Raw genomic sequence first — 18,422 nt, 5'->3', positions numbered from 1 at the left:
CGGCCCGCAGGCCCCCGTCGAGAACATCCACACATCAGGAACGATTAAGCTGGATGGGATGCCCCTTTACTGCGATGTTGCTCTGCCAGTCCCATTGGACCAGACGTTTACCTATGCGGTGAACGGTGTGGCTCCTGTGGTGGGGGCGCGAGTGCTGGTGCCGTTCAGCGGACAGAGGCTGATGGGGTTGGTCATGCGGGTGCATGATGAGGCGCCCGCAGACGATTTTGAGATCAAGCCGGTACAGCAGGTGTTGGATGACGCTGCCATCCTGCCCGCCGAGTTGATGGAACTGGCGCAGTGGATCGCGCAGTATTATGTGGCTCCGCTTGGCGAAGTGCTGCGTGGGATGCTTCCGCTGGGCGCAGAGGTCAAGCGACACTTTGTCTACAGCCTTACCGACGTTGGGCGAAAGGTGCTGTTTGAAGGTGCTGCGAAGGGAGCTTCGCGGCGCTCGAAGCTGTCTCCTGAGGAGCAGAATCGCGAATATGCGGTACTGAACTATCTGGAGAGCGGCGAGGCGGCAAAGATGTCGGCGCTACGTTCGGCCACTGGAGCGAATAAAGCGCTGCTGGAGGGGATGGTCCGCAAGAAGTGGCTCCTGCGCGAGGCTGTGGCAGAGGAGCGGGATGCACGGCGCCTGGAAAAGGTGGCTGTTCTCGTGGACGATGCACGTCTGCCGAAGCTGAATACAAACCAGACGGCGATCCTGGCTGAGCTGGCTGCGGTGGGCGGGCGCATGCGTGTGCGTGATCTGAAGGAGACGCTGGGGCGTCGCGGCGTACCGGAATCGACCCTGGCAACGCTGGTGAAGCGCGAGCTGGTACGTGTGGAGGAAGTTGCCGAGGCATTCCATTTCGGTGGCGTTGGATCGCATGGGAAAAAGCATGCACATGAGCACGCGCTGAATGAGGCCCAGATGGAGGCTTTAGGAACGATTGCAGCGGCGATGGTGCAGGGAGGCTTCAAGCCACATCTGTTGTACGGCGTGACGGGGTCGGGAAAGACGGCGGTGTACTTTGCCGCGATGCGGCGGGCATTGGACGCAGGGAAGAGCGCTCTATTGCTGGTGCCGGAAATTGGGCTGACTCCGGCGATGACGGGGCAGCTTGTCGCGGCATTTGGGGATGAGGTTGCTCTGCTGCACTCGCAGCTTACCCCGGATGAGCGGGCAGAGCAGTGGCATAGGATTCGCCGGGGTGAAGCGCGGGTTGCGGTGGGAACGCGGTCGGCGGTATTCGCTCCGTTGAAGGACCTGGGGCTGATCATCGTAGACGAGGAGCACGATGGCAGTTACAAGCAGGAAGAGACACCGCGATACCACGGGCGCGATGTTGCCGTTATGCGCGCGAAGCTCAATGAAGCGGTAGTTGTATTAGGCTCTGCCACGCCGTCTCTCGAAAGCTGGGCAAATGCCGAGAAGGGCCGTTATGCGCGCGTGGAGATGCGGCAGCGGGTTGCCGATCGTCCGTTGCCCGCAGTAGAGCGGGTCGATATGCGGAACGAATTTCGCGAGACAGGGCAGGAGCAGATTTTTTCGCGGCGGCTGATAGAAGAAACCGAGGCGACGATTGCACGCGGAGAGCAGGCGATCATTCTGCTGAATCGTCGCGGCTATTCTTTTGTGGTGATGTGTCGCAGTTGCGGCGAGAAGATTGAGTGCGAGAACTGCGCCATCTCGATGACGTATCACAAACCGGTGAGCGGCAATGATGCCATCGCGCAGCCGGGCCAGCGGCTGGAGTGCCATTACTGTGGCTTCCGTCGCGGCGTTCCGAAAAAATGTCCGAAGTGCGAGAGCGAGCACCTTTATTTTCTTGGTGCAGGGTCGCAGCAAGGAGAGGAGCGGCTGCAGGAGATCTTTCCGCATGCGCGCATCGGCCGTATGGATCGCGACACGGTGCGTGGACGCAGCGATATGGAGCGCCTGCTGAGCCGACTGCATGCAGGCGAGATCAATCTGCTGGTCGGTACGCAGATGATCGCGAAGGGTCACGATATCCATGGAGTGACGCTGGTGGGAGTCGTTGGCGCAGATTTTGCTCTGGGACTGCCGGACTTTCGCGCGGCGGAGCGAGTCTTTCAGCTGCTGACACAGGTATCGGGTCGGGCAGGCCGGGGCGAGTTACCCGGCAAGGTATTGGTACAGACGTATCATCCAGATCACTACGCAGTGAAGTTCGCGGCGGACCACGATTACCCGGGGTTCGTAGCCAAGGAGATGCAGTACCGGCGATGGATGCACTATCCGCCGTATGCCGTGCTGGCTAACGTTGTGGTGCAAAGTGAACGGCTGGAAGAGGCAACAGGCTGGTCAGCGGAGCTGGGGCGATGGTTCCAGCAGACACGGCTCGACAAAGTGCGCGTGCTTGGTCCTGCCGCAGCGCCTATCTCCCGACTAAAGCGGATTTACCGCTACCACTTTGTGCTGAAGGCAGAGAAGCGGCAATCGCTGGGCAGCACCTTACGTGCGATGCTGGCTTTTGCGGAGACACGAGAGATTCCACGCCGAAACCTGGTGGTCGACGTGGATGCCGTGCACCTGATGTAACAATACCTAAGCCAAAAGCTGCTAGGTGAGCAGATGCAGCTCTTTGCCTGGCTTGAAGCGGACAGCCTTGCCGGGGGCAATGGTGACCTCGGCTCCAGTTCTGGGATTGCGTCCGATGCCTGTCTTGCGCGGTTTGACGGTGAAGACGCCAAAGCCACGCAGTTCAATGCGATCGCCTGCAACCAGGGTTTGTTTCATGCTCTCGAAGATAGCGTCTACCGCAGCCTCTGCTTTCGTTCGTGGCAGGCCGGTACGCTCAACAACCCTCTGTATTAAATCCTGCTTTATCATTTTGGGCCGCCGTCCTTGGGCTGTAGATTTGAAATGCGTTACGGGTACAACTGACCGGGATTAGTAACGTGATAGTAGAAAGTCACAGGCAGATTGTCAATGGTGGACCTCTACCGTAAGATGAAGAATCTAATGACAGTACCGGCATCTCGGAGCCGTCCGGCCCATTTTGCCACAGGCAAAGCCCCGTCGTCCGAGATAAATTGATATTTGTTAGTACAGACGTCATCAAGAAGGGAAACACAGGCGAGTGGCTATTAAAAGCGACCGTTGGATTCGCCAGCAGGCGAAAGAACATGGAATGATTGCCCCGTTCAGCGAGAAACAGGTCCGCGAGGGTGTTATCTCTTACGGACTATCGTCTTATGGGTATGATCTGAGGGTCTCGAACGAGTTCAAGATCTTTACGAACGTTAACAGCGCCATTATTGATCCAAAGAAGTTTGATGAGCGCTCCTTTGTTTCGGTTGAGGCCGATAGCGTCATCGTTCCTCCAAACTCTTTCGCGCTGGCCCGGTCGATCGAATACTTCAAGATACCCCGCGATGTGCTGACGATCTGCGTTGGCAAGTCGACATATGCTCGTTGCGGCATTATCGTAAATGTCACACCTTTCGAGCCGGAATGGGAAGGGTATGTCACGCTGGAGATATCCAACACGACACCGCTTCCGGCGAGAGTGTACGCGAACGAGGGTCTCTGTCAGATACTGTTCTTCCAGTCCGATGAGGTCTGCGAAGTGAGTTACGCAGATCGCAAGGGCAAATACCAGAAGCAGCAGGGGATCGTTCTCCCGAAGCTGTAAAAGTGTTTTCCTGATAGTGTGGATCGGAAGTATCAATAAGAGAGTGCCGTTTTCGGTGTGAGAGCGGCATATCTCAGGGCCCCTTACTTTATAAGGAAAAACGAAGTAATGGCTGAATGGCCGCCGCTTTCCCTGAGTTCATCTGGGGAAGAGCAGCAGCTTTCCCCAGGTTTCGCAGTTATGACTGAGATTGCGCCGAAGGAACAACAGCGTATTGGCCTGATTGCAACTGACGCTCTGCGTGTGCTGGGCCTTGAGACGATCTTTGCCGAGAGTGGTATCGAGGTGCTGCCGCTCTCTGTGCCGGGCGCCCTGGACGCGTCCGGCGTATCGGTCATCATGATCGATGCGGCTTGCACTGACCATCTGTTCGAACTGCTGGAGACGTTTCGCCGGACGCGACCGCATCTGCGATTGATCGTGATCGGACTTGAAGAATCGCATGAATATGTGCAGCGTGTGATCGGCGCAGGAGCCAAAGGATACCTATCGCATACGGCTCGTGAGAACGAGATACGGATGGCTGTAGAGATCGTCAGTGATGGTTCGGTGTGGGCTCCTCGCAAGGTTCTGGCGCGCCTGCTGGAGGCCCCGCGCGGGGATGTTTCAGTGGCGCCGGCGGAGCCGAAATTTACCGAACGCGAGAGTCAGGTTCTGAGGCTTCTGGTAGCCGGTCAGCCGAATCGTGAGATTGCAGAAGCACTTGGGATCGATGCCGCGACGGTCAAGGCCCATGTCGGCAGACTGATGCGCAAGGTTGGGGTGGAAAACCGTATCGCATTGACAATGCAGGCGGTTAGCCGGAACCTGGTGACAAGATAGCCATACTCGGCTAGTCGGGTAATCGGTTTCATCTGGTCTGTATCCGAAGGTCTACAGACCTCCGTACCGTTGTGGACTTTGGCGCGCTGAGGCACCCTTTCATTAGCAACACAGACCTGGGAGAGGGGTTGTAGAGAGCGCGCCTGGTGATCCAGGCACTTCTCTACAACCCCCATTTTTTTGATCTCCTGGGGTATCGAGGGTGATGCGTACAACACGCCGGCCTATCTCAGCCATCACATTATCCTGTTGGAAACAGAAGATTTGATTTTCTGGCTTTCGTAACGCTGTTTTTAAAAGATAAGGAAGACAAAGAATGATGATGAAGCGATGGTCTGTGATGATGTGTGCGCTGGCTTTGACAGCTGGCTCAACAGTGGCATTTGGAGCCAGTGACAAGGCAAAACTGGTAGAGCGGCTACAGGATGCCCAGGCCGTGGTTACGCAAATTATGGCAGCGCCCGATAAAGGGATCCCTTCATCGATCCTGTCCGGCGCGCAGTGCGTGACCGTCATTCCCAGCTATAAGAAGGCCGCCTTCGTCCTCGGAGCGCAGTATGGCCAGGGTGTGGTGACGTGCCGCACGCCGCGTGGCTGGAGCGCTCCAGTGTTCGTGCAGCTTGCCGGCGGCAGCTTCGGCTTTCAGATTGGCGTTCAGGGAACAGACCTGATCATCATCGCGATGAACGACCGCGGCCTGCAAGACATGCTGAAGAATAAGTTCAAGATCGGCGCGGATGCCGCTGCTGCTGCCGGCCCTGTGGGGCGTAATGCGCAGGCAGGTACAGACTGGAAGATGAATGCCGAGCTCCTGACTTATTCGCGCAGCAAAGGTTTGTTTGCTGGCATCGATCTTGACGGTTCGGTGCTCTCGCAGAATCAGGACGATACCCGCGTGATGTATGGCGATGCCGTGCCGTACGAGACGATTCTGAAGGGTAACCAGGCGACTCCCGATGAGGCGCGGCCGTTTGTCCGTACAGTGGCGAAGTACTTCATCGAAGCGAAGGCAGAGAATAAGTAAGCAACTGCAAAGTTGTCCAAGCTGGAAAGGGCAGCCGGAACTTCCGGGCTGCCCTTTCTGCACGCTGCCGACGGACTATTTAGACCGGATGCATAAGGCCATTTAGACTGAAGCCTTGAGCGAAGCGACTGAGAAAGAACAGGCTCTTCTGGCGCCCAGTGTGCGAGAGCGGCTCGAGTTTGCAGTGGTATGGACGATGGTCCGTCTGCTGGGAGCTTTGCCTCGTGGTCTGGCCCGGCTACTTGGCGCTGGGGTTGGCTGGTTGGCCTTTGCCGGGTTGAAGCGGCTCCGAAAAGTAGGGATGCGGAATCTTGAGCTTGCCTATCCGGGGCAAGCTGCGGGGTTGCGCGAAAAAACACTCAGGACGGTGTATCGCAATCTGGGATGGCTGCTCGCGGAGTTCTGTCTGATGCCACAATACTCGGCGAAGCGAGCAAGCGAGTTTATCCGATACGACGGACTTGAAAATTATCTGCGTGCCCGCGATAAGGGCAGAGGTGTTCTTGTGCTGACCGGGCATCTGGGGGCATGGGAGTTGTCGAGCTTCTATCACTCGTTGATGGGTTATCCAATGGGGATGGTGATCCGGCGGCTGGACAATCCACTGGTGGACCGTTTTGTAAATAGGATTCGCTGCCTTCATGGCAATCGCGTCATCCACAAGGATGATTTTGCACGTGGTCTGATTGCTTCGATGCGTGCAGGCGAGACGGTGGGGATCCTGATGGACACCAACATGACTCCGCCTCAAGGAGTCTTTGTGCCCTTCTTTGGCGTGGAGGCGTGCACAGCATCCGGTATGGCGCGTGTGGCGGCCAGAACGGGAGCTGCCGTAGTGCCCGGGTTTTTGTTGTGGGAAGAAGCAGAGCAAAAATATGTATTACGCTTCGGGGAAGAAGTGCCCGTGACCGCGACCGATGATGCCGAGCAGGATGCAGTGACAAACACAGCAGCGTTCACAGCTGTGATCGAGGCGTACATACGACAGTATCCTGACCAGTGGCTGTGGATGCATCGGCGCTGGAAGACACGGCCGCCCGGCGAGAAGGGAATCTATTGATGGCAATGGCTCGTGACATTGCGATCTGGGTAGGAAGCGAGACTGCGCTTGAAGCAGAATTGAAGCGCGTCTCCGGGCTGGATAACGCAGGCGAGGACGCGGTGGTATTTGCCGTTGATGCCGCAGCGCTGGAAGCTGCTTTGAAGTCGAAGGCTGGAATGATTCTGGCTGGGATAAAGCTGAAGTCCGCAGACATCACTGATACACGTGTTGTATGGGTGCGGGATGCTCGCTACGCATTTGCTATTACAGCGCAGAAGCTCGCGGGAAGATCGCATGAGGCAGGGGTGCACCTCACAGCGGTCCTAGGTAGGGATGTCGAGATCGGAGAGGGAACGTTAATCGGCCCCGGTGTTGTTGTCGGCGATGGCGTGAAGCTCGGTGTCAACTGCAGAATCGAGGCTCGTGTAACGATCTATCCCGGCGTGGTGATCGGAGATGAGGTTGTCGTGCAGGCAGGAGCCGTACTTGGCTCGGCCGGCTTCGGCTTCGCGCGCAGTCCAGAGTCCGGAGAATACGTTCTGTTTCCTCAGCAGGGCAGGCTGGTGATCGAGGATCGCGTGGAGATCGGTGCGAATACCACGATTGACCGTGGCGCGCTGGAGGAGACGCGCATCGGTCGCGGAACGAAGATCGACAACCTGGTCCATATTGGGCACAACTGCATCATCGGCAGGAATGTCGTGATTGCTGCGCAGACAGGGATTTCGGGGTCGAGCGTGGTGGAAGATGGAGCGATCCTCGGCGGTCAGGTTGGGATTGGCGAGCACGCAACGGTTGGCGAAGGAGTGATCCTGGGCGGCGGTGCGGGTGTGCTGAGCGGCAAAAAGATGCGCGGCAAGGGTGAGGTTTTCTGGGGTCGTCCGGCGCGCCCTCTGAAGGAGTATCTGCGCGACCTGGCTCGGCTGAAACAACGGTAGGTCAAGAGATGGCAATCGTCGTGGTTGGCGGGCAGACGAAGAATGTCGGCAAGACCGGCGTCGTCGAAGGTCTGATTCGCGCTTTTTCCGACATGCAGTGGACAGCTATCAAGATCGAGCCGGGAGCCAGCGGCAAGGCCGACGTTGAGATTGTCGAAGAGAGAGCGCGCGCTTCTGGCACTGATACGTCGCGCTATCTGGCAGCTGGCGCCGTTCGGGCTCTGTGGGTGAAGACTCCGACATCAGATATTGCTCCGGCGATGCCGCGTATTCGCGAGGTTCTGGAACAGGCGAAAAACGTCGTGATCGAATCGAACCGTATTCGGCGCTTTCTTACGCCAGACGTTTACTTAAGCGTGCTTAATCCTGGCGTGCAGGACTTCAAAAAATCGGCGATGGAATACCTGAATCGAGCGGATGCGTTGCTTGTCCCTGAGGAGAAGCTGGAGGAATGGAGGCAATATGCAACCACTTTGCATCTGCCCAAAAGTATGCCAGTGCTGCCGATCTGGCCTCCTGTGTATATGACCGAGGAGGTCGTTAAATTTCTCTACAAGCAACTTTGCAGTGATAAAACCTAAACAGATATGCAGTAGGCTTTCAAACACAATACAAAAAATTGTGTGGCATTTGCTGATGCGAGGGGATTACACTCCGTCGCGTTGGTTGATCGGGCAGGGCGGCCTGACACCATGGATACGACGACACTGGTACTTGCCAATTGCTTGCTTTTCGCGCTGTACGCCGGGGTAATGCTGATCCACGCCAAGTTGGTTGAAGGGGCGCGAGGATCGTTATGGTTTGCCGGTTCCAGCCTGGTTCGTGGTGCTTCGATGCTGCTGGTGGGGGTCCCATGGTTCCAAGCCTTGCCTGCTCGTTACACAGGTGCTTTCAGTGCGATTCTTGCGGTTATTGGTGCGCTCATGCTGCACCAGGCCTTTGCTGAGCTATTGGAGCGTGGGCATATGATGCGCTGGGTGCAGCTGGCCCTGGTCGCGATGATGGTGATTGGCGCGGTTACTCTGGTGATGGCTCCTGGACGCGGATTTCTTTTACCGTCTCTGCTGTGCGGCACCCTGAGCATTCAATTTTTTGTCATTGCGTCTGTTGTCGTGCATTTTTCGGGAGAAGAGGTTGGGCCGGTCGGCTGGCTTACAGCGTCAGCTTTAGCAGGCTATTCGGCTATTCTTATGGTTCGTGCGGTTGTCGCGACTCCGTGGGGACTGCACCGGTTCGGCTATCCAGTCAACATCATCCCTGTGTGGCTGATGATCTGTCTGGTGACCAGTGCGGTGACTACGTTCGGCTTCAAGATGCTATCGACGGCACAACTTCGCGTTGAGCTGTTATGGCGCGCACAGGTCGATGAATTGACTGGCCTGTTGAACCGGTGGGCACTCAAGAGGCTGACGATGCGCGAGATCGCGCGGTGCAGGCGGGAAAAATGTTCGCTCGCCGTTGTGATGATGGACCTGGATGGGTTGAAGCAGGTGAACGACACCACCGGACACGCTTGTGGTGACGTCGTGTTACAGGCAGTAGCAAGCGTACTGCAGGAAGCAGTGCGCGATCAGGACTTAGTGGCGCGCATAGGAGGCGATGAATTCTGTGTGCTGCTGCCCAAGGCCTCCCTGGACGATGCGTTGATGGTAGCCGAACGCATGCGTTTAGAAGTAGAAGAGCTGACCGTTCAATTCAGAGGTGAAACGGTGCGGACCAGGGCTAGTCTGGGAATCGCTACTTCAGACATCAGTGGCCTCACATGGCAGGCGTTGATGGATGCCAGTGACTCAGCGCTCTATTCCGCGAAACGTGCAGGCAGAAATAGAATTGTCGTGGCTCGTACCGAAGGCAGCTATGTTCTTGTTCCAGAGGGGAAGACTGCGACCGTATTGGCGGAACGAGAAAACGCGGCCAACTGATATCAATCTCAGATGGACTGTACAGGAAGCAGCATCAGATCGTCGACGAGGCCGACCTCCTTCTGCACGAAGGGCTCGGCATAGCGGACTCCCGCAAGCAGTCCATAATGACGCGCCGTCGAGAAGGTACGCTCGCGAATCTCATCCTCCGGAACGAAGAGTCCGCCGCCGGTAGATTGATTGGCGTACTGCGAGCGATAGGCTAGTAGCGATCGCAGGCGTTGCTCAATGTATGGCGTGATGTCCACGACAAAGCTGGGCCGCACATCGGCGTAGAGCGAAGCGTAGAGAATCTTGTACGGGCGATGCGGGGCATCGGTGCTGCCGGGTATCTCCACCTTGCTGAGTCCGCTGACAAAGCAGGCTTCATAGCCAAGCGTGGCTGAGGTGTAGTGGTCAGGATGCCGTCCTTGCCAGTAGGGAAGAATGACGACCCGTGGGCGAAGACGCCGGATGACTGCAGCGATCTTGAGCCGGTTGACGAAAGTATTCTCGACGTTACCATCGGGCAGGTCGAGCGCCTCACGATGCGCGACGTTCAGGATGCGTGCGGCAGCCTCGGCCTCGGCTTGTCGCTCCTCCGCCGTGCCGCGTGTGCCGCTTTCTCCCTGCGTCAGATCGAGGATGCCCGTAGACCAGCCACGGGCATGCATCGCAAGCAGGGTACCGCCGCATGTCTGCTCAACGTCGTCACGATGCGCGGCGATGGCGAGAATGTCCATGGGAGGATAGCTAGTTTGCGTCGTTCGTTACTGCGTCCATAAAGGCCACGTCGAGTGCAGTGCCCTGGACCGTAATGAGAGAGTTGTTGATTTCAGATCCGTCCGCTGTATTGAAGGCGTGAATCTGGCCTCCGTATGCGGTGTACATCTTGTGCTGGTTCTGCACCCAGCAAAGTCCCGTTAGATCGCCATAGTAGTACTGATTCTCGTTCGCATTGGGATAAGGGACCTGCGAGCTTGAGTTTGTTGGATCAACCGCCGGTACGATCATTGGCGTGTTTGTACCCAAATCGAAGCGCGTGAGGCAGTTGTAGTTCTGCTTCAGTTTGGCGCGCTCGCCGGTGGCACAGCCTTGTGAGCCGATCCAGAGGGTATTGTCATCGCCGAAGAGCAGCTTTGTGTGATAGCCGTCTGAGATGGGGTACTTGCCCGTAATCTTGTTGCTGGTCAGGTCCATCGTCGACAGAAATCCTGTAAAGAGGCCGTCGGGCTGCAACTGTTGTCCAGCTATATAAAGCGTTGTGCCATTTGCAAGCACCGTTGTCACTCCGCCCGGCACCGCAACGCTGCCTGTAACCGGGGTGGGGTAGGGAGTGGAGGTAGGGAAGTTATCGACACGCAGTGCACCCTGCTGCATCAGCGTCAGGCTGGATGCTTTGCCTCCGCATTCCTGTCCGCAGTTCAGAACGTATGCGGTAGTGCCATCGAGCGAGAAGTAGGCTCCTACCGGCCGATCGAAGCTGGGAGACGTCGCGCTATCGGGTACTGGAGCGACACAATACACAGGGACCGCCTGGGGTTGGCAATCCACAGCGCCAGGAATGGGGGCCTGATTCGAATTGAGCTTGATCAGCCTGTACAAAGTGTTGGAGTTACGCACCATTGCCAGAACCACCGTGTCGCCCTGGTTGACGGCAACACGATAAACATTCGGGAGGTTGAGAGCGAAGGTGCGACCCGTCGTGTTGTCGACGACAATCAGTACGCCAAGAGCTGAGGAGGCCGCATAGTAGTGATTGAAGTTCAATGGAACAGCAACCGAGTCTGCGTTAGACGGGAATGCAGTTGCTGCGCCGCTGGTGGCTTCCTTGCCGTAGTCAATCTTCATCAGTCCGCCATCCGTGCGCGAATAGACAAACCCGAGAACCTGCTCAGGGAAGTTGAAGATCGGCGTTGGATAGGCTGAAGAGTAGCCAGAGATTGAGAATGTCGTATTCGCATTGAAGATGCTGCTGCGGATGTCCCGCTTTGCGTCGAGGATCTCAAGAGAGCCCTGGCTCCCATTGATCGTCAGGCCAACCAGAACTCGTGTATCGAGCTTGCTGGGAGGAACAGGACGGTTCGCAAAGGTGTACTGCGGAAACTTGTAGTAGCGCGTGCCGCATGAAGCCAGGCCGAGGGCGACAACAGCAAGAAGCAGGCCGCAGAACAACTGGGCGCAGAACGACTGAGAGAGGAAACTACGATTCTTCAACGGTGACAAACTCCGAACTGCGCAGCAGGCGTGGGTTTAGGGCCACAACTCTATCGCCCAAGTATAACAAAGTGAAGCCCTGGAGATGGCCTTCAGGCGACGATCGAACGCCCGTTTGGAAGGGTGCCTTCAGGTAGCTTAAGATAATTAACGTACCGCTGAAGAAATAGTTAGGTAGGACACTGAAAAGAGGACGATGGGCGCGAGATTCGAGAGCTCTGGCAAGAATGCGGCAGGCGTAAGGCGACTATTCGCAGGGATTCCGGTGTTATGCGATGGCGCCATGGGTACCATGCTTTACGCCCGTGGAGTCTTTATCAACCGCTGCTACGACGAGCTGAACCTCACCCAGCCGGAGATGGTGCGCACCATCCACCAGGAGTATCTGCAGGCCGGTGCCGAGGTGATCGAGACCAATACCTTTGGCGCGAACGCCTATCGTCTCGAACATTTTGGTTTGCGCGATAAGGTGCATGAAATCAATATCGCCGGCGCAAAACTAGCTCGCGAGTCTGTCAATCAGATTCGGGAGAAGCAAGCTACGGAAGCCTTCGTCGCTGGGGCCATAGGCCCACTCGGAGTGCGGCTGGAGCCGCTGGGCAAAGTCGGCCTCGACGAAGCTCGCGAGGCATTTGCCGAACAGATCCGCGCGCTGGTTTATGGCGGCCCGGGAGTCGGTGTCGATCTGCTCAGCATCGAGACCATGACCTCGTTGGTCGAAGCAGAGCAGGCTGTCGCCGCCGCTCGTGAGGTTGCGCCCGAGGTGCCCGTGATTGTAATGATGACGGTCGACGAGGAGGGCAACTGTCTCGACGGTACCTCGCCTGAAGCAGCAGCCGAACGACTGACAGCCACAGGTGCGGACGCTATAGGCTGCAACTGCAGTTCGGGGCCCGTTACTGTTCTCAGCGTGATCGAGCGGATGCGTCCGCGGACGACCCTTCCTCTGGCTGCAATGCCGAATGCCGGTATTCCACGGGCGGTAGAGGGCCGAACGATCTATCTGACGTCACCCGAGTACATGGCCAGTTTTACCCGCAAGCTGGTGAAGGCTGGTGCGTCACTGGTGGGCGGCTGTTGCGGAACGACTCCCAGCTATACGCGCGCGATGAAGAGCGCACTACGCGCAATGGATGCGATGGACAGTGGGGCGCAGGTGATGGAACGCAGGAGCGAATCGCCTGCTGTGAGCAAGATTGCTCCGCCGCCACTGGCGGAGCGCTCGAAGCTGGGTGCGATGATCGCGGCAGGGGAGTTCGTCTCGATGGTGGAGATCGTTCCGCCGAAGGGAATCGACTGCTCGAAGGAGATCGAAGGCGCGGCACTTCTGCATAAACTAGGTGTCGATGTCATCAACGTGCCCGACTCACCACGCGCGAGTGCACGGATGAGCGCACAGAGTCTCTGCGTACAGATTCAGCAGCACGTCGGCATCGAGACGGTTCTGCACTACACGTGCCGCGATAGAAACGTTCTAAGCATTCAGAGCGATCTGCTCGGAGCATCCTCCATCGGACTGAAGAACATCCTGTGCCTGACGGGCGATCCACCGAAGCTGGGCAACTACCCCGATGCAACGGCGGTCTTTGATGTGGATGCGATCGGGCTGGTGAACATCGTCCACAACCTTAACTGCGGGCTTGATATCGGTAAGAATTCGATTGGTGCTTCGACTGGATTCACGATCTCGGTGGCCGCCAATCCCGGTGTCCCCGATATCGATCAGGAGGTGCGCCGCTTCGCCTACAAGGTCGAGGCAGGCGCAGAGTTTGCCATTACGCAGCCGGTCTTCGATCTGCGCGTGCTCGAGGAGTTTTTGCGCAAAATAGAAGGCTTCCGCATCCCTATTATTGCGGGCATCTGGCCGTTGACCAGCTTGCGCAATGCTGAGTTTATGAAGAACGACCTGCGCGTCAGCATGCCGGACGAGATCATGGCACGGATGGCGGCAACGACATCACCCGAAGCCGCACGTGCTGAGGGTGTGAAGATTGCGCAGGAGATGCTGGCCGAGGCGCGACCGATGGTGCAGGGCGTCCAGGTGAGTGCTCCCTTTGGAAAGTACACAGCGGCGGCGCAGGTGTTGGGGCTTGCGGAAAGCGTGGGTGTCTAAATGGCGAACTTTGAGCAGCGGTTGGCCGATCTTGAAGCCGTGGTGGAGCGGCTGGAAGAGGGTGGTCTGCCACTCGATGAGGCTGTGCGTTTGTTCGAAGAGGGCATGAAGCTCTCGGAGTCGTGCAAAAAAGAGCTTAGTGATGCCGAAGGTAGAGTCCAGGTTCTCATCGAACGTGCCGGGGGAAAGATGAAGACTCAGGAGCTCGTTGTTGAGACGGACGATGATGAGGCTGAAGAAGATGAGGAGTAGTACGAGCTACTTCGAATTTTCTGAATCCGTTAACCAATAGCTGCTCCTTGCCGACACGGTAAGTTCCGGATAGTGAATCAGGCTGACGCGAATCGGATGGAAACCGAGATCTGCCGGCGACGGCGTGAAAGTGAGCATATAGCGGTATCGAATGTGATTGCCTATGCTGGCAACAACATCGGCCAACTGCTGCCGGTTTTCAAAACGGATCGCTTCGCCGCCTGAGAGCGTGGCTGCTTCAGCTGCGACATCTTTTCGTATTGCATCCTTCATCAATTGAAGCGGCTCAGTGAGTTCAAAGTACGCGACGTACGATCCGTTACCGACAGTTACTGGCGGATGTGGATGTCCCCCCTCCTTTATGGCGCCTTTAAGTCTTGTGATCTGTGGCGTAAAGGTTATGGAGTAGATCGCGGTATTCGTCTCACCGGTAATCCGCGCGATCTCTTTTGCCGTTGTCTTGCTTCCAGAGTCCTGTGGCTGCGAGATGAGCAGGATTACCCTGCGATGATTTGCAGGTTGTTTTGCGAGCAAATCCAACCCGAACTTGAGAGCGTCCATGATCGCCGCTCCACTGTCGCCGGGGTCAGGATGATCGATCGCGTCAGTCCATTGCGCGATATCGGAGGTGAACGGCGATGCTGCTTCGGGCTTGCTGTCGAAGTTGACGATGGCGACCTGGTTGGGAGTTCCGCCGAGTATGGATGCGAGCATGGTTTCCAGGCCGCGGTATTTATCGAACTCCCGCACTGCTGCGCTGCCGGTCTGCATCAGCACAACCAGTGAGAGAGGCTGTTTGTTGGCTTCGTCGAGCGAGACTTTTTGGGGAACGCCTTTATCCGTCAGAAGAAAATCGTCCGCGTGGAGCGAATAGACAACTTCTTTCGTTGCGCTTTGAACCAGTACAGGAACGACGACCAATCTGGTTCCAGTATGGAGTGTACTGCCGGTATTCGAAGTGTTCTGTGCGCAGAGTGTTCCGGAAATCACAGACAGCAAGACGACCGTGAGAAGCCAGCGCACGCAGAAATTCTAGCTGAAAAAGTGTCTATCGGTCGCGAGAGGTGACGAAGCCGGGAACCCAGAGGAGGGCTCGTTTTGCCTCGGAGGGAGGCAGGTCTGCGACGGACTGGCGGGCGGCTTCTGCGTAGGCGCATGCTGTGTCCATGGCGTATTCGATGGAACCGTGGCGCTTGAGGATCTCAATGATATGCGCGTGCGTGACGTGGGCGAAGCTGCGATCGCTGAGGACGGTGCGGATGGCTTCGCGGTCGGCTCCGGTGCCACGCTCGAGAGCGTGGATGACGGCGAGCGTGGCCTTGCCTTCACGCAGGTCGCTGGCGACGGGCTTGCCAAGGACCTCTTCGGTGGCGGTGAGGTCGAGCACGTCGTCGACGATCTGGAAGGCGAGGCCGAGGTTGCGGCCGTATTCGCCGAGTCCGGCTTCGATCTCGTCCGGAGGGCCGAAGCTGTGCGGCGTGATCGCTGCACCGAGCTGCATCGATACCTTGAAGAGGCAGGCAGTCTTGCGATAGATCAGGTCGAAGTATTCTTCTTCGTTGATCAGGCGGCCGAGCTTTTCGATCTGCAGCAGTTCGCCTTCGACCATCTGCTGGGTAAGCGAGATGAGAAGGTCGAGAACGTGAAAGTTGCGTTCCTCCAGTGCGGCGGAGAAGGCCTGCATGTAGAGCCAGTCGCCGGCGAGGACGCACTTTGAATTTCCCCAAGTTGTGTTCGACGATGGGCGGCCGCGGCGCGTGTCGGCCTCGTCGATGATGTCGTCGTGGACGAGAGTCGCTGTGTGCAGCATCTCGACGACGGCGCCCATGCGGATGCGGCTGTGGTTATCGTTGCCGAGAGCTTTGGCTGCCAGCAGCAGAAGCAGCGGGCGAATGCGCTTTCCGCCACCGGCGATAAGATACCGGGCGATGTCGGTGATCACAGCGACGCCTGAGGCGGATTCCTTCGTGAACTCCTGCTCGATAGCAGCGAGGTCGTCACGGAGGAGGTCGAAGACCTCGGAGGCGGTCGCAATGGAGATAGCGCTCACTCTAGTTTCAGACTAACAGGATGTTTACCCTAACATGGCTCCGGCTCGAAAATCGCACGAATTTTCCCCTTACAGATCGGGCTCTCGTTGGTCGCCCAAAACTTTCTCGCCGACCAACGGGATACCCAAAGGCGAAGCCGGTATACGCGTCGCGAAGTGACTTAGTTGGAGCGGTAGTTGGTGAACTGGAGCTCTACACCGAAGTCGCCTGCGCGAAGTTTACCCATGATCTGCTGCAGGATGTCGCGATCCTTGGAGACGACGCGGACGGTGTCGCCCTGAATGGAGGCCTGGGCCTTGAGCTTGGAGTCCTTAATCATAGCGACAATCTTTTTGGCGGCGTCGGAGTTGACGCCTTGCTTCAGCTTGATCTTCTGACGGACGGAGGAGTTGGCGGCGGGCTCGATCTTTTCGTACTCGATGTTCTTGAGCGAGACGCCGCGCTTGACCAGTTTCTGCGAGAGGATCTCGATCACGGCCTTGAGCTTGTACTCGTCCTGCGAGGCGAGCTGGATGGTGTCCTGGCCCTGAAGCTCGATGGAGGACTTGGAGTCCTTGAGATCGAAGCGGGCGTGAACCTCTTTGCTGGCCTGATCGATTGCGTTTTTGACCTCTTGAATCTCTACTTTGCTGACGACGTCGAAGCTATTGTCGGATGCCATGTTTGTACTTCCTTCACGAAATTATCGGTTTCTATTATGTCAGGCTTCGACGGACCTGGTTGAGGGGAAGAGGCGATGGAAGTTTTCTGTGGTTCTGGCAGCCAGTTCGTCAGAGGAGATGCCTCGCAGTTGGGCGACGGCTGCTGCGGTGTGGGCGACGTAGGCGGGCTCGTTGCGCTGGCCGCGGAAGGGAATGGGTGCGAGGAAGGGCGCGTCGGTTTCGACGAGGATGCGGTCGATAGGGGCGAAGGCGGCTGCGTCGCGGATTTGCTGGGCTTTTGGATAGGTCAGGTTTCCGGCGAAGGAGAGGTAGAAGCCGAGGTCGAGCGAACGGCGGGCGTCTTCGACGTTGCCGGAGAAGCAGTGCATGATGCCGGGGAGTCCGGAGGGCTTGAAGTGCTCTTCGATGAGGGCGATGGTATCGGCCCAGGCGTCGGCGGGGCCGTATTTCTCTTTTGCTTTGGGGGTGGCCAGCTCGGAGGTGCGGCAGTGGATGAGGATCGGCTTGTTGAGGCTGGCGGCGATCTTCATCTGGGCGATGAAGGCTTTTTTCTGGGTCTCGATGTCGGGGTTTTCGAGGTGGTAGTAGTCGAGGCCGATTTCGCCAATGGCGATGCAGCGGGGCTGCGAGGCGAGGCGGGTGAGCTCGGCGAGGGACTCGTGTGTGGCATTGTGGGCTTGCTCGGGGTGGATGCCAGCGGAGGCGAAGATGCGCGGCTGGCGGTCGCCGGTGACGGTATTGGCGAGGTCGAGCGCTAGATGCATCTCGGCAGGATTCTGGCCGATGCCGATAGCGAGGATGGTCTTGACGCCAGCGTCGTAGGCGCGGGCGAGGACTTCATCGCGCTCGGCGGGATGTGAGGTGTAGAAATCGAGGTGTGCGTGTGAGTCGATGAGCATCTGTAGTGCTTGGCCCCTCCCCCATATATTTGGTGCAAAATATTCTAAAGATAAGAGTTAGCTTTGGACCTCCATCTTTAGTTCGTTCAAATCCCTGATTTTTCCGGAACAGTCCTAGCAAAGTATTCATAGAAAATGACTTGTGTTCTTTGCGGGAGGTTGGCTCCAGTTCAGGGCGACTACTTCCAGTTTAGCGAATGGAGAGGAATTAATCGGCAATGTGGATGTGTTTTGGTTTGTTGAAGTTGTGGCAGATGGGGGCTTGACAGGTTTTCGAGGTAGCTGGCTGTGGAAAGTGTGACCGTGGTAGGACCGGTGCGGTAGGATGGCGAGCATGAAAAATCTTAGCCGTCGTGATCTTTGTGTAGCCCTTTCGGCCCTCGCGGCTGTGGGGAGTGTGTCGTCGGAGGCGCAGGCTCCGGGAGGGCCAGGGGAGAAGGTGCTTTCGAGGTCGATGACCTGGCCGTTCGATTCGTTGCCGGTAAAGCGTAACGCCAATGGCGGAGCCGGCCGGGCCGTGGTGCAGGGGGTTCTGGCGACGGGGGAGGCGGTCGAGATTCACGAGACGACGCTGCCTCCAGGGCAGATGCCGCATCCGGCGCACAAGCATCGTCACTCGGAGTTCATGTTTATCCGCGAGGGGGAGCTGGAGTTCGACAACGATGGGACGAAGGAGAGAGTGGGCCCGGGCGGTGTGATCTTTGCGGCTTCGAATGTGATGCACGGGCTGAAGAATGTGGGGTCGACGCCGGCGAATTATTTTGTGATCGCGATTGGACGAGAGTCGGGTGTGACTCCGGTTTCGAAGTAAGCAGATTTGCGAGAAAGAGGCTCGACCTGGCGCATCGATGAGG

At 57.4% G+C, this 18,422-nt stretch carries 18 protein-coding genes; 11 read left to right on the top strand and 7 right to left on the bottom strand.

Features of this window, described 5'->3' with window-relative positions:
* Positions 1-58: 58 nt before the first annotated feature.
* On the top strand, positions 59-2,551 hold the full coding sequence (priA, locus tag KFE13_RS04675) for a replication restart helicase PriA (RefSeq protein WP_260706013.1): 2,493 nt from the start codon (positions 59-61) through the stop codon (positions 2,549-2,551).
* Positions 2,552-2,572: 21 nt separating this feature from the next.
* Here priA and KFE13_RS04670 read toward each other — a convergent pair whose 3' ends face one another.
* Positions 2,573-2,842 (bottom strand): HU family DNA-binding protein, encoded by a 270-nt coding sequence (locus KFE13_RS04670; RefSeq protein WP_260706012.1) that lies wholly within the window; start codon positions 2,840-2,842, stop codon positions 2,573-2,575.
* Positions 2,843-3,092: 250 nt separating this feature from the next.
* Here KFE13_RS04670 and dcd point away from each other — a divergent pair, with 250 nt between their 5' ends.
* The 7 genes from dcd to KFE13_RS04635 all read left to right on the top strand — a co-directional run bounded on the left by dcd (position 3,093) and on the right by KFE13_RS04635 (position 9,395).
* Positions 3,093-3,647, top strand: a complete 555-nt coding sequence (dcd, locus tag KFE13_RS04665; protein ID WP_260706011.1) for a dCTP deaminase — start codon at positions 3,093-3,095, stop codon at positions 3,645-3,647.
* Between the two features lie 180 nt (positions 3,648-3,827).
* Positions 3,828-4,469, top strand: a complete 642-nt coding sequence (locus tag KFE13_RS04660) for a helix-turn-helix transcriptional regulator (RefSeq protein WP_260706010.1) — start codon at positions 3,828-3,830, stop codon at positions 4,467-4,469.
* A 322-nt stretch (positions 4,470-4,791) separates the two neighbouring features.
* Positions 4,792-5,493 carry a lipid-binding SYLF domain-containing protein gene (locus KFE13_RS04655; RefSeq protein WP_260706906.1) on the top strand — a complete coding sequence of 234 codons (702 nt, stop codon included), beginning with the start codon at positions 4,792-4,794 and terminating at the stop codon, positions 5,491-5,493.
* A gap of 115 nt (positions 5,494-5,608) precedes the next feature.
* Positions 5,609-6,553: a lysophospholipid acyltransferase family protein gene (locus tag KFE13_RS04650; protein ID WP_313900681.1), complete on the top strand. Its 945-nt coding sequence runs from the start codon at positions 5,609-5,611 to the stop codon at positions 6,551-6,553.
* Positions 6,553-7,473 (top strand): UDP-3-O-(3-hydroxymyristoyl)glucosamine N-acyltransferase, encoded by a 921-nt coding sequence (gene lpxD / locus KFE13_RS04645; RefSeq protein WP_260706009.1) that lies wholly within the window; start codon positions 6,553-6,555, stop codon positions 7,471-7,473. The genes KFE13_RS04650 and lpxD overlap by 1 nt, the downstream gene beginning before the upstream one ends.
* 8 nt (positions 7,474-7,481) lie before the next feature.
* Positions 7,482-8,054, top strand: a complete 573-nt coding sequence (locus KFE13_RS04640) for a hypothetical protein (RefSeq protein ID WP_260706008.1) — start codon at positions 7,482-7,484, stop codon at positions 8,052-8,054.
* 111 nt (positions 8,055-8,165) lie between these two features.
* A complete protein-coding gene (locus KFE13_RS04635) occupies positions 8,166-9,395 on the top strand; it encodes a GGDEF domain-containing protein (RefSeq protein ID WP_260706007.1) in 1,230 nt (409 codons plus the stop codon).
* 8 nt (positions 9,396-9,403) lie between these two features.
* On the opposite strand, the gene bshB1 is transcribed toward KFE13_RS04635, so the two are convergent.
* Entirely contained in the window at positions 9,404-10,117 is a 714-nt protein-coding gene (gene bshB1, locus KFE13_RS04630) for a bacillithiol biosynthesis deacetylase BshB1 (RefSeq protein WP_260706006.1), read from the bottom strand.
* 10 nt (positions 10,118-10,127) lie between these two features.
* Positions 10,128-11,591, bottom strand: a complete 1,464-nt coding sequence (locus KFE13_RS04625) for a hypothetical protein (protein WP_260706005.1) — start codon at positions 11,589-11,591, stop codon at positions 10,128-10,130.
* A gap of 196 nt (positions 11,592-11,787) precedes the next feature.
* On the opposite strand from KFE13_RS04625, the gene KFE13_RS04620 reads away from it, so the two are divergent.
* Both KFE13_RS04620 and xseB read left to right on the top strand, forming a co-directional pair.
* Positions 11,788-13,704, top strand: coding sequence for a bifunctional homocysteine S-methyltransferase/methylenetetrahydrofolate reductase (locus KFE13_RS04620; RefSeq protein WP_260706004.1), 1,917 nt, complete (start codon positions 11,788-11,790; stop codon positions 13,702-13,704).
* Entirely contained in the window at positions 13,705-13,956 is a 252-nt protein-coding gene (gene xseB, locus KFE13_RS04615) for an exodeoxyribonuclease VII small subunit (protein WP_260706003.1), read from the top strand.
* 6 nt (positions 13,957-13,962) lie between these two features.
* On the opposite strand, the gene KFE13_RS04610 is transcribed toward xseB, so the two are convergent.
* From KFE13_RS04610 to KFE13_RS04595, 4 genes are all read right to left on the bottom strand, one after another.
* A complete protein-coding gene (locus tag KFE13_RS04610) occupies positions 13,963-14,979 on the bottom strand; it encodes a VWA domain-containing protein (protein WP_260706002.1) in 1,017 nt (338 codons plus the stop codon).
* A 25-nt stretch (positions 14,980-15,004) separates the two neighbouring features.
* A complete protein-coding gene (locus tag KFE13_RS04605; RefSeq protein WP_260706001.1) occupies positions 15,005-16,006 on the bottom strand; it encodes a polyprenyl synthetase family protein in 1,002 nt (333 codons plus the stop codon).
* Positions 16,007-16,167: 161 nt separating this feature from the next.
* Positions 16,168-16,668 (bottom strand): YajQ family cyclic di-GMP-binding protein, encoded by a 501-nt coding sequence (locus KFE13_RS04600; protein ID WP_260706000.1) that lies wholly within the window; start codon positions 16,666-16,668, stop codon positions 16,168-16,170.
* Between the two features lie 39 nt (positions 16,669-16,707).
* Complete coding sequence (locus KFE13_RS04595) at positions 16,708-17,568, bottom strand: TatD family hydrolase (RefSeq protein ID WP_260705999.1); 861 nt, start codon at positions 17,566-17,568, stop codon at positions 16,708-16,710.
* Between the two features lie 334 nt (positions 17,569-17,902).
* On the opposite strand from KFE13_RS04595, the gene KFE13_RS04590 reads away from it, so the two are divergent.
* Positions 17,903-18,379 carry a cupin domain-containing protein gene (locus KFE13_RS04590; protein WP_260705998.1) on the top strand — a complete coding sequence of 159 codons (477 nt, stop codon included), beginning with the start codon at positions 17,903-17,905 and terminating at the stop codon, positions 18,377-18,379.
* Positions 18,380-18,422 lie beyond the last annotated feature (43 nt).

Source organism: Edaphobacter flagellatus, from assembly GCF_025264665.1.
In the GTDB taxonomy this organism is placed as follows: Bacteria; Acidobacteriota; Terriglobia; order Terriglobales; family Acidobacteriaceae; genus Edaphobacter; species Edaphobacter flagellatus.
This window is presented reverse-complemented; position numbering and strand designations above follow the sequence as displayed.